Here is an 11,401-nt window from a genome sequence, read left to right as displayed (position 1 = left end):
CGCGTCCCGATCCGCGGCGGGACCCGCAGCTCCGTCTCGCCGCCGGGGCCGCCGTTCTCCGGCGGCCCGCCCTCGAGCTCCTCCGGCGGGTGCGCGCGCTCCTCCGGCGGGTCCGCGCGGACGGCCGGCGCGTGCGGCCGTTCCAGCGTCACGACGCCCGCCCCGACGGGGCGGGCGAGGCGGCCCCCCGCAGGTCGAAGATCACTTCGGCGGCGGGGATGGCGGCCGGGAGGACGCCGTACTGCCGGAAGACCCCGGCCACGTCGTCGATGTACTTGCCGTCCTCCGCGCCCGCGTAGCGCGGGACGTTCTCGAACCGGGCCTTGGCGAGGTTGTCCTGAAGCCGCGCGCCCGAGACGGCCGTCGGTCCCTTCTGGAGGAAGACGTTCTGGAAGCGCTCCGGTGAGCGCTTCTCCTGCTCGGTCAGCTCGCGCAGGGTGTCGAGGAAGACCTTGACGGCCTCGGGGTGCTTGTTCAGCAGCTCCGTGCGGGCGGCCCAGATGTTGAGGTCGCGGTCGGGGAGGTCGCGCCCGTTGAGCAGGACGCGGGCGCCCTTGGCGACCACCTCCGGGTAGGCGTCGACGATCGCCCACCAGGCGTCGACCTTGCCGGTGGCGAACGCCGAGGCGCCCTGCACCGGGTTCAGGTACACCCGCTTCACCTTGTCGGCGGGGATCCCGTTCTGCCGCAGCGCGAGCAGCAGCAGGTACTCGCCGCGGCCGCCCTTGTTGACCGCGACCTGCTTGCCCTCCAGGTCCTTCACGGACCGGACGGGGCTCTTGGCGGGCACGACCAGGCCGTCCCGCGGCGGCGCGGTCCGGTCGGTCACCGGGTCGGTGACCGAGAAGATCTTGATGTCGCGGCTGTTGGCGAGGTAGCCGAGCGCCGGTGAGATCGCCCCCTCCAGGGCGTTCACCGAGCCGGCGCGGACCGCGTCGATCGTCGCGGTGAACGAGGCGTAGGAGCCGCCCCACTCCACCCGGGCGCCGACGGCCTTCAGCCGCCGCTCCAGGATCTTCTCGCGCTTGGCGTAGGCGAGCGGGCCCGCGTTGCCGGGGTTCTTGAGCTTGATCACGGCGCTGCCGGAGCCGCCGCGCGACCCGCCCGCCTTGGCCTCGTCCCCGCACGCGGAGGTGAGGCCGAGCAGGGCGGCGGCGGCCGCGGCGGCGGCCAGGACACGCGATCGGTGACGGAAGATGGACATGGTGGCGTAGCCCCTCATGGGTTCGGGCGAGGTGGTCGGCGGGGACCGGCCGCAGGCGGACGGGAGCCCTGCCGGTCACGACGGGTGCGGCGGGCTCGACGGGGAGAGAAGAGGGTGGGGGGTGGGCCGTCCGGGGCGCGGTGGCGCGCCGGCACGGCGGACGGGGTGGAACGGTCCTGGGCGCGCGACGCGCCGGGCGCGGTTACCGACAGAGGGTGCTGTTCAGGCGCATGAGGACGACCACGCGCCGGACGATCAGGACGTGCGGCATATTTCCTATAATTAAGGTAGGAATACTAGAAGTCAAGCATGGAGCGTCCATAGCCGCTGGTGACGGCCGTCGCACCGGGCCCGGCGCGAGCGATACGCCGCGGCGGGAGATCCGCGGCGTCGCGGCGGCGGGCGGCCAGGAGATCATCGGCCGGAGACCGGCCGAGGCCGGCGGGGCCGTTACGGTGGGGGCCTGACCGAAATCGGACGCGCCGCCGCCCCCGATGACGTTTCGTGACCTCGGCCGTCCACCATGTCGGGCAGGTGACGGCCGGGGAGGCGACATCGTGGCATACGAGGGCCCGCTCGACCCGCTGGACGGGCACGACCCGGGGACGGTCGGCCCCTACGCGCTCCTCGGCCGGCTCGGCGCCGGCTCGATGGGGCGGGTGTACCTCGGCCGGTCGGCGTCGGGCCGGCTGGCCGCGGTGAAGACCGTGCGGGCCGAGCTGGCCCGCGAGCCCGACTTCCGCGCCCGGTTCGGCCTCGAGGTCGCCGCGGCGCGGCGGGTCAGCGGCGTGTACACCGCCGCCGTCGTGGACGCCGACGCGGGCGCGGACGTGCCGTGGCTCGCCACCGCCTACGTTCCCGCGCCGTCGCTGGAGCGGCTCGTCGGCGCCTCGGGCCCGCTGCCCCTGGCGGCGGTCCGGTGGCTCGCCGCGGGCTGCGCGGAGGCGCTGGAGTCCATCCACGCGGCGGGCCTGGTGCACCGCGACCTCAAGCCGTCCAACGTGCTCGTCTCACTGGACGGGCCGCGAGTGATCGACTTCGGGCTCGCGCACGCGGCCGAGCGCGCCCGCGTGACGCTCAGCAGGGTCGCGGTCGGGACGCCCGCGTTCATGGCCCCGGAGCAGGCCCAGGGGCCGCGCGGCGTGTCGGCCGCGAGCGACGTGTACGCGCTCGGCGCGGTGCTGCTGTTCGCGGCGACCGGGCACGGCCCCTACGCCGGTGAGGGCGTGCTGGAGCTGATGGCGCAGCTCGCGACGCGCGCCCCCGACCTGGCCGGTCTCCCCGTCGAGCTGAGCCGGCTCGTCCAGCGCTGCCTGGAGCGCGACCCGGCGCGGCGTCCCCGTCCGGGGGAGGTCCTGGCCGCGGTCTCCCCGCACCTCGGCCTGGACCCGGGCGTGCCGTACCTGTCGGGAACCGCCCTCGACCTGGTCCGGGAGTTCGGGGAGGGCCCGCGCATCCCCGTCCCCGTCCCCGTCCCCGTCCCCGATCCGCGCCCCGCCGCGCCGGTCCCCGTCCGGAGCCGCGGCGGCGAGAGCACGCGCGAGCCGTCGTCGTCCTCGTCGGCGCGCGCGTTCCTGGCCGAGCCCCGCACCCGGGTCGCCTCGGTCCTCGCGATCGGCCTGATCTGCGTCGGCGCCCTGCTCGGCCGCTCGTTCTGGCCCGCCGGCGGTCCCGCCCGGCCCGCCGAGGCGGCGCCCGGACCCGAGGGCCGCCCGCCGCCGGGACCGGGCGGCGATCCCCCCGCGCCGCGCGACGGGGCGGGCGAGCGGCCCACCGGGAACCCGCGGATCATGGTCAACCAGGACGAGGGCGACGGCGACACCGTCTTCGTGGTCCACGGGTCGGGTTGGTCCCCGGGCGAGCGGGTCACCGTGTGGCTCGACCGGTTCGCCGACCGGCCGGGCCCGGTCGCCGATCGCCGGGGCACGTTCAACTACGCCGTCAACCAGACCCACGAGTTCACCGCCGGGCCGCTGCCGCCCGGACCGCACATCTTCTTCGTCTCCGCCCCCAGCCGCCGCGACGCCGCCACGACGATGTTCCGTGTGGTGCCCTGACCCGTCCGGCCCGTCCGCGGCGCCGGTCTAGGCGACCCAGACGGTCTTGGCGTTGCAGAAGGCGTGCATTCCCTGCTCCGACAGCTCACGGCCGTACCCGGACCGCTTGACGCCGCCGAAGGGCAACTCGGGGTAGGACGTGGTGGTGCCGTTGATGAAGACCTGACCGGCGTCCAGCTCCCGGACGAACCGCTCCCGCTCGTCCGGCTCGCGCGTCCAGGCGTTCGAGCCGAGCCCGAAGCCCGTCGCGTTCGCCACCTCGACCGCCTCCGACACGCCGCGGACGCGGAACAGGGACGCCACCGGCCCGAACACCTCCTCGTGGTACACGCGCATCTCCGGCGTCACGCCGGACAGGACGGTCGGCGGGTAGAACCAGCCGGGCCCGTCCGGGCGCCGCCCGCCGCACAGCACGGTCGCGCCCTTGCCGGTCGCGTCCGCCACGAGCTCCTCGACGTCGGCGCGGCCCCGCTCGGTGGCCAGCGGGCCGACGTCGGTGGACTCCCGCATGGGGTCGCCCACCGAGAGCGCGGTCATCGCCTCGACGAAGCGCCGCTCGAACTCGTCGGCGACGCCGATGTCGGCGATGAAGCGCTTGGCGGAGATGCAGCTCTGCCCGTTGTTCAGGCACCGCGACGCGGCCGCCGCCTCGGCCGCCGCCGCGACGTCGGCCGACGGCATGACCACGAACGGGTCGCTGCCGCCGAGCTCCAGCACGGTCGGCTTGATCTCGTCCCCGGCGATCGCGGCGACCGACCGCCCGGCGGGCTCGCTGCCGGTGAGCGTCGCCGCCCTCACTCGCGGGTCGCGCAGCACCCGCTCGACGTCGCCGGACCCGATGAGCAGGGTCTGGAAGACGCCCTCGGGAAACCCCGCGCGGCGGAACAGGTCCTCCAGGAACAGCGCCGTCTGCGGGACGTTCGAGGAGTGCTTGAGCAGCCCGGTGTTGCCCGCCATCAGCCCCGGCGCGGCGAACCGGATCACCTGCCAGAGCGGGAAGTTCCACGGCATGACCGCCAGCACGGGACCGAGCGGCTGGTAACGGACGTAGGCGCCCGAGGCGCCCACCGCCGCCGCGTCCGCGGGACGGTCGGCGAGGAACCCGGCCGCCCGACCGGCGTAGTACCGGCACGCGGCGGCGCACTTGCGCGCCTCCGCCTCGGCGGCCTTGAGGGTCTTGCCCATCTCCGCCGTCAGCATCGCGCCGATCCGGCCGGCCTCGCCGTCCAGGATGTCCGCCGCCGCGCGCATCCACGCCGCCCGCTCGCCGATCGCGGTGGTGCGATAGGAGGCGAACGCGGTGGCGGCGCGCCCGATGCGCCGGTCGATCTCGTCCTCGGCCAGCGCGTCGAAGGTCTTCTCCACCCGCCCCGTCGCGGGGTTGGTCGTGGCGATCGTGGTCATATCCGAATGCTCCCTGGATGTCCGTTCGGTCACCCGGGACCTGCCCGTGCCGCACCCCTGGAAACTGACTCGCCGCGCCGGGACGCGGCCGCGGGATGAGCCGGCGACCGTTCGCGGTTAACAAGGCCGGGCTCGTGATGAGCACGACCTATGATCGCCGTGGGGACGGTGGGGCGCCCGGGGGGCCGTTCGGCGTCCGCCGGGCCCCGCCGAGGAGATGAGAGAGGCAATGGCTGATATCACCGAGGCGCCCGAGTGGGCGGCGCTCGCCGAGCACCAGTCGGTGCTCGCGGGGCGGCACCTGCGCGAGCTCTTCGCCGAGGACCCGGGACGCGTCGAGCGCATGACGGTGTCCGCGGGCGACCTTCACCTGGACTACTCCAAGCACCGCGTGACGGCCGAGACGCTCGGCCTGCTGGTCTCCCTCGCCGGGCGGGCGGGGCTGCGCGAGCGGATCGCCGCGATGTTCGCCGGTGAGCACATCAACGTCAGCGAGGACCGCGCCGTCCTGCACAGCGCGCTGCGGCTGCCGCCCGGCGAGTCCCTGACGGTGGACGGGCAGGACGTCGCGTCCGACGTGCACACCGTCCTGGACCGGATGGCCGCGTTCGCCGCCCGCGTCCGCTCGGGGGAGTGGACGGGCTTCACCGGCGAGCCGATCACGACGGTCGTCAACATCGGCATCGGCGGCTCCGACCTCGGTCCCGCGATGGCCTACGAGGCGCTGCGCGACTACGCCGACGCGGGGATCGGCTGCCGGTTCGTCTCCAACATCGACCCGGCCGACATCGCCGGCACGCTCGCGGGCCTGGACGCCGAGCGGACCCTGTTCGTCATCAGCTCCAAGACGTTCGGGACGCTGGAGACGCTCACCAACGCCAAGGTCGCCCGGGAGTGGCTCGTCGGGCGCCTCGGCGACGCCGAGGCCGTCTCCCGGCACTTCGTCGCCGTGTCCACCAACGCCGAGCGGGTGGCGGACTTCGGCATCGACACCGAGAACATGTTCGGCTTCTGGGACTGGGTCGGCGGCCGCTACTCCTTCGACGGCGCCATCGGGCTGTCCCTGATGATCGCCATCGGCGGCGAGGCGTTCCGGGAGATGCTCGCGGGCTTCCGCGAGATCGACGAGCATTTCCGGCACGCGCCGTTCGAGGCGAACATGCCGGTCCTGATGGGCCTGCTCGGCGTCTGGTACACCGACTTCTTCGGCGCCCAGACCCACGCCGTCCTGCCCTACAGCCAGCGGCTGTCGCGCTTCCCCGCCTACCTGCAGCAGCTCACGATGGAGTCCAACGGCAAGTCGGTGCGGGCCGACGGCGCGCCCGTCGTCGCGCAGACCGGGGAGATCTTCTGGGGCGAGCCCGGCACCAACGGCCAGCACGCCTTCTACCAGCTCCTGCACCAGGGCACCCGGCTCGTCCCGGCCGACTTCATCGGGTTCGCCGAGCCGTTCGAGGACCCCGCGGGCATGCACGACCTGCTCACCGCGAACCTGCTCGCGCAGACCTCCGCGCTCGCCTTCGGCAAGACCGCCGAGGAGATCGCCGCCGAGGGGACGCCCGCCGCGGTCGTCCCGCACAAGGTGATGCCCGGCAACCGGCCCACGAGCACGATCCTCGCGCCGAAGCTGACCCCGAAGACCCTCGGGGAGCTCGTCGCGCTCTACGAGCACATCGTGTTCGTCCAGGGGACGATCTGGGGCATCGACTCCTTCGACCAGTGGGGGGTCGAGCTGGGCAAGGTCATGGCCATGGACCTCGCGCCCGCGCTCACCTCCGCCGAGCCTCCGGCCGAGGCCCCGGACCCGTCCACCGCGGCGCTGGTCCGCCGCTACCGCGAACTGCGGGGGCGCGCCGTCTGAGACGGCCGCCGACGCGAACGGGCCCGCCGGTCATCCGGCGGGCCCGTTCCGTACCTGCTCGTCGTTCGTGTCGTCGTGCGCGGTCCTCGGGCGGGGTCTCCCGCCGCGCGGCGCCGGGTCAGGCGCGCGCGCCGGGCAGGGGTCCTTCGACCCAGCCCTGTACCTCGAGGATGACGCGGAACTCCGTGTAGGAGATGAAGCCGTCGCGGTTGGTGTCCGCCTGCTCGAACCTGTCCTGCGTTTCCGCGCGCGTCCACGACAGCCCGAGGCTGTCCAGGACCAGCGTGAACTCCATCAGGTCGAGCTTGTCGTCGCCGCCGAGGTCCGCGCGCCTGAACACGGCATGAAGGTCGTCCTCGGTCGGTCTGGTGGTCATCTCACTCCTCGTATCGGTCCAGTGTGCCCGCATCATGCCATAGGGGAAGAGCGGACTCGTCTGCGAAACGCCGGGCGACCTGACCCGGTTCCCAGACGTTCATCCCGCGCTTTCCGGGTTCTCCGCGGGGACACCTCGGACCGCGCCCGCCGGAGCCGGGGCGTCGGCCCCGGCGGGCATCGGCGGCTCAGTCCGAGGGACCCTCCCGCCCGCCCGTCAGCTCGGGAATCCGGCTCCGGTAGCGCTCCAGCAGCGCGGCGTTCACCTCGTCCCCGCCCGGGACGTTCGCGCTGGTCCAGCGGGGCAGGTCCACTCCGCGCGCGGCCGCGAGGTCGTCCAGCTCGGCCAGCACCCGCGACCACGCGTAGGCCGCGAGGATCGTGGAGGCCGCCGCCGTGCGGGGCGCGCCGGGCGGATGCAGGGAGTCGCCGGGCGGGACGCAGGTGTCCAGCACGATCGTGGCGTGGTCGGCCAGCGTCGTCGCCGCCCGGGGCGCGGCGAGGCCCGAGGCGCGCGCCGAGGTCACCGCGATGACCGGCACGCCCCGCGCGGCGCACTCCGCGGCGACCTCGACCGGGTAGGGGTTGCGGCCGCTGTTGGAGAAGACCACCGCCACGTCCGGGGGCACGGGCGCGGCGGCCTCGACGATGCCCCGCCCCACTCCGGCGCGCCGCTCGGCGAGGGTGCTGCGCAGCGCGTCGTCCAGCGGCAGCACGCGCGGATCCCAGATCGGCCGGACGGCGGCCAGGCCGCCCGCCCGGTAGAACGTCTCGCAGACCATCGCCAGGGAGTGCCCGGCGCCCGCGACGTGCGCGATCCCGTCCGCGGTGAACGACTCCAGCAGCAGTTCGGCGGCCCGGCCGATCGACGCGCCGGACGTGGCGTCCAGTTCGTCGAGCAGCGACCGGACCCGGCCGGGGAAGGGCTCCTGGGCCGTGTCGGCCGCCAGGGGCGATGCGTCAGGCATCGGAAAGGGCCTCCTTCAGGGCGTGGGTCATGTCTTCCTGCCCGGGTGCCGCGCGGAGCCGGTCCGCCAGTCCCGCGGACAGCGCGCGCGCCAGCGCGGCCAGTGTCCCGACGTGCGCGTCCGGGTCGGGCGTGCAGAAGGCGAGCAGCAGATCCACCGGGTCGTTCTCCGGATGGCCGAACTCGACGGGCTCCGCCAGCCGGGTCACGCCCACGCCGACGGCCAGTCCGCCGTCCTCGGGACGGGCGTGCACGAGCGCCAGCCCCTTCGTCAGCACGATGTACGGGCCGTTCGCCTCGACCACCCGGACGCATGCCTCCGGGTAGCCCTCGCCCGCCGCCCCCGCGGCGACCAGCGCGGCGGCCGCCGCGCGGACGGCCTCCCGCCAGTCCCCGGCGGCGACCCCGGCGGCCGCCGTGAGGATCCCGCCCGCCGCGGTCACGACAGCCACCCCTGCTCGGCCAGGCGCTCGCGCAGCTGCGCCTCCAGGCCCTCCTTGTCGAGGAAGTCGCTGATCGTGATGACCACGGGCGCCAGGTCGGCGATCTCGCCGGTGTGCATCCCCTGCCCGATGACCACGTCGGGGGTCATCCCGCGTGCCGTCGACACGTCGGTGTTCTCCACCCGGGCGTCGACGCCGAGCGAGCGCAGCGCGTCCTCGGCGGTCATCTTGAGCATCAGGCTGGAGCCCATGCCGACCCCGCAGACCGCGAGGATCTCCAGTTGCCGGTCCAGTGCCATGTCGGTCCCTCTCTCGTGTCGGCGGCTGTCTTCGTGGCCGGCTCACCGCGCGGGCGGGTCACCGTGCCGGTGCGCTCAGGCGCGCTCGGTGGCCGCTCCGCCGGCGACCCCGCCGCCGGCCGCGGTCCGCGCCTCGCCCGGCGCCGGCTCCGCGTCCGCGCGGCGCCGCTCGGCGCGGCCGAGGACGAGCAGTGTGGCGACCATCGCGGCCAGCGCCACCGCGGGCACGAGCCAGATGGTGCCGTCGCCGACGACCGGGTCCGCGGCCTTCAGCAGCCAGGCGATCGCGTACCAGTCGGGGTCGGCGAGGGTGGCGAGCTCCGGGGCGGTCCGCTCGTACAGGCCCCAGGTGACCGCCTGGCCCACGGCGAGGACCAGGCCGCTGATCACGCCGCCGAGCACCGCGCCGCGCCAGCCCGCCACGACGTTGCCGAACACCCCGGCGGCGCCGCCGACGAAGAACAGCATGATCATGGGCGGCGCGAGGGTGAACCAGCCGGCCCCGGCGAACACCGCGAGGCAGACCAGGAAGACGCTCGTGGAGGTGACGAACCCGAGCATCACCGCGGTGGGCGCGACGGGGAAGACGGTCGGCACGTCCAGCGCGGGGCGGGTGCCGGGGATCACCCGGTCGCTGAAGCCCTTGAACGCCGGGACGATCTCACCGAGGAACATCCGCACGCCGAACAGCAGGATGGCGATGCCGCCCGCGAACCGCAGGCCCACCAGCAGCGCCCACACCCACGGGGACAGCTTGGGGTCCAGCGCCGCCGCGGCCTTGTCGACCACGGCGTGGTCGGCGAACGCGACCGCCACCAGCATGATCAGCGAGATGATCAGCGCGGTGCTGACGTTGACGTCCTTGAAGAACGACAGCTGGCGCGGCAGCTTCAGCCGCTCGGTGTCGTGCTTCTCGCGGCTGCCGAGCGGCCGGGCCGCGAACCCGGTGACCAGGCAGGACAGCGAGCTGGTGTGCGCGAACCCGAACCGGTCGTCCGGCATGACGCGGCGCATCAGCGGCCGCATCCACAGCGGCTGGACGGTCCAGTAGGCGGCGACGAACCCGGCCCCGCACAGCACCAGCGTGAGCTGGTCCTGCCCCGGGGCGATCGTCACCAGCGAGGCGACCGTGACCGTGCTGATCCAGAACATCAGGTGCCCGGTCAGGTACAGGTACCGGGCCGCCGGGAAGATCCGCACGATCAGCACGTGGGTGAGGAACGCGACCGTGATGACCAGCGCGATCGTCCCGCCCTGCGAGGTGAGGAAGTCGGTCAGCGTGTGGTCGGCCTTCGGCGGCTTCGTGCCCATCGCGCTGGCCAGCACCGTCTGGAAGCTGCTCAGCCCGCCGGTGAACACGTCGATGCCGATGAAGAGGATGACGACGCCGATCGTCGCGCGCAGGGCGCCGGCGAAGACGTCCTCGAACCGCTTGCGCTGCAGCAGCAGCCCGGCGAGGGTGATCAGCCCGATGAGGATGGGCACCTGGCCGAACACGTTGTCGGCCAGGAAGGTGAGGATGTCCTTGATGACGTCCATGGGTGGGTCGCCTCACTTCTCGGGGGTGGGGTGGTGCGCTGTCGCCCCCGTCAGCGCGGTTGGTGCGGTCGGGCCGTCATGGCCGTCGGATGGGTTTTGGAGCGTTCCCGGCAAGCCGGGCGGATCTGGTGGCGGTGGTGGTGCCGGTGGGCGCGGGCGGGTGCGGGCCGCCCCGCGCGGGTCAGTGCGGCGGCGGTCTCAGGTCGAGTTCGAGCCGGTACCGGTCGCCGCGGTAGACGGAACGGACGTACTCCAGCGGCCTGCCGTCCCCGTCCCTGGTCACCCGCTGGATCAGGAACGCGGGCATGTGCACGGGGACGCCCAGGTCGGCGGCCTCCTCCGTGGTGGTGACGGTCGGCTCGATCGTCTCGGTGCCCGAGGCGATCGCGACGCCCTCGCCGCGCAGCAGGTCGTAGAAGGAGCGGCCCTCGAGGTCCTGGCGGCGCAGGCCGGGCAGCAGCACCCGGGGCATGTACAGCGTCTCGATGGCCATCGTGGCGTCGTCGGCCAGCCGGAGCCGTCGAATGGTAAATACCTCTTCGGCGGGCGAGAGGGCCAGCCGCCTGCCGATCCGCGCCCCCGCGGTCTCGGTGCGGAACGACAGCACCCGGCCCCCCGGCCGCATGCCGCGCCTGATCATGTCCTCGGTGAAGGAGGTCATGGTCAGCGAGACGGCGATCCGGGGTTCGGCCACGTAGGTACCGCTCCCGTGCCGCCGGTCCAGCAGGCCCTCGGCGACCAGGCCGTCGATGGCCTGGCGCAGGGTCGGGCGGGAGACGCCGAGGTCCTCGGCCAGCCGGCGCTCGGACGGCAGGGAGTCCCCGACGTCGAGCCCCTCCAGCATCGCGAGGAGCTCGCGGCGCACGGCCTGCCGTTTCGTGCTCCCGTTGCGGGACTCCTTGGCCACCGACATGCCGCTCACCTCCTCGAACGCCGATCCCGTCGCGCACACGTTATGTCCAATCCGCCGACTGGTCAATACCACTTTTGGCGATGTTTGCCGAGGTGGGCGCGGTGCGGCCCGGGAAGACCGTCCGGAGACGGCCGAGGGCCGCGCCCGCGCGCGGCGGGGAGGGCGGCGAGATGACCCACGCGGGCCGGCGAGATCCGGGAACGGAGCACGCGAGCGCGACGGCCCGGGCGGCCGGGCGCTCATGTACGAGGCCCCCCGGGGCACGGGCGAGAGGGGCCCTGGCGCTGCTGCTCCCCCTGGTGACGCCGGCCGCGCTCGGCGCGGTCCCGGCGGCCCCCG

General features: G+C 74.1%; 11 protein-coding genes. 3 read left to right on the top strand and 8 right to left on the bottom strand.

Features of this window, described 5'->3' with window-relative positions; translation table 11 throughout:
- Positions 1-148: 148 nt before the first annotated feature.
- Entirely contained in the window at positions 149-1,204 is a 1,056-nt protein-coding gene (locus E1291_RS33135) for an ABC transporter substrate-binding protein (protein ID WP_131742019.1), read from the bottom strand.
- Between the two features lie 557 nt (positions 1,205-1,761).
- Between E1291_RS33135 and E1291_RS33130 the strand changes: the two genes are divergently transcribed.
- Positions 1,762-3,261, top strand: a complete 1,500-nt coding sequence (locus E1291_RS33130; protein WP_207401070.1) for a serine/threonine-protein kinase — start codon at positions 1,762-1,764, stop codon at positions 3,259-3,261.
- A gap of 27 nt (positions 3,262-3,288) precedes the next feature.
- Here the strand turns inward: E1291_RS33130 and E1291_RS33125 are convergent, their stop codons facing one another.
- Positions 3,289-4,665 (bottom strand): NADP-dependent succinic semialdehyde dehydrogenase, encoded by a 1,377-nt coding sequence (locus tag E1291_RS33125; RefSeq protein WP_131742018.1) that lies wholly within the window; start codon positions 4,663-4,665, stop codon positions 3,289-3,291.
- Positions 4,666-4,894: 229 nt separating this feature from the next.
- Here E1291_RS33125 and pgi point away from each other — a divergent pair, with 229 nt between their 5' ends.
- Positions 4,895-6,526 (top strand): glucose-6-phosphate isomerase, encoded by a 1,632-nt coding sequence (gene pgi / locus E1291_RS33120; protein ID WP_242614532.1) that lies wholly within the window; start codon positions 4,895-4,897, stop codon positions 6,524-6,526.
- Between the two features lie 118 nt (positions 6,527-6,644).
- Here pgi and E1291_RS33115 read toward each other — a convergent pair whose 3' ends face one another.
- The 6 genes from E1291_RS33115 to E1291_RS33090 form a co-directional block, all read right to left on the bottom strand.
- Positions 6,645-6,902: an EF-hand domain-containing protein gene (locus tag E1291_RS33115; protein WP_131742016.1), complete on the bottom strand. Its 258-nt coding sequence runs from the start codon at positions 6,900-6,902 to the stop codon at positions 6,645-6,647.
- Between the two features lie 187 nt (positions 6,903-7,089).
- Positions 7,090-7,869 (bottom strand): sugar isomerase domain-containing protein, encoded by a 780-nt coding sequence (locus tag E1291_RS33110; protein WP_131742015.1) that lies wholly within the window; start codon positions 7,867-7,869, stop codon positions 7,090-7,092.
- Positions 7,862-8,311: a PTS sugar transporter subunit IIA gene (locus tag E1291_RS33105; protein ID WP_165495400.1), complete on the bottom strand. Its 450-nt coding sequence runs from the start codon at positions 8,309-8,311 to the stop codon at positions 7,862-7,864. The genes E1291_RS33110 and E1291_RS33105 overlap by 8 nt, the downstream gene beginning before the upstream one ends.
- Positions 8,308-8,610 carry a PTS sugar transporter subunit IIB gene (locus E1291_RS33100; protein ID WP_131742013.1) on the bottom strand — a complete coding sequence of 101 codons (303 nt, stop codon included), beginning with the start codon at positions 8,608-8,610 and terminating at the stop codon, positions 8,308-8,310. Before E1291_RS33100 ends, E1291_RS33105 begins: the two co-directional genes overlap by 4 nt.
- A 75-nt stretch (positions 8,611-8,685) precedes the next feature.
- A complete protein-coding gene (gene ulaA / locus E1291_RS33095) occupies positions 8,686-10,149 on the bottom strand; it encodes a PTS ascorbate transporter subunit IIC (protein WP_131742012.1) in 1,464 nt (487 codons plus the stop codon).
- Positions 10,150-10,330: 181 nt separating this feature from the next.
- The gene (locus tag E1291_RS33090) at positions 10,331-11,101 is read right to left on the bottom strand and encodes a GntR family transcriptional regulator (protein ID WP_207401069.1); all 771 of its coding nucleotides are present in this window, start codon (positions 11,099-11,101) and stop codon (positions 10,331-10,333) included.
- Between the two features lie 41 nt (positions 11,102-11,142).
- Here E1291_RS33090 and E1291_RS43470 point away from each other — a divergent pair.
- Positions 11,143-11,401 (top strand): hypothetical protein (locus tag E1291_RS43470; protein ID WP_207401068.1); only part of this gene is annotated, 259 nt, incomplete at its 3' end.

It is taken from the genome of Actinomadura roseirufa, from assembly GCF_900659635.1.
GTDB lineage: Bacteria > Actinomycetota > Actinomycetes > Streptosporangiales > Streptosporangiaceae > Spirillospora > Spirillospora roseirufa.
The sequence above is the reverse complement of the archived record's forward strand: the minus strand, read 5'-3'. Positions and strand labels throughout refer to the sequence as shown.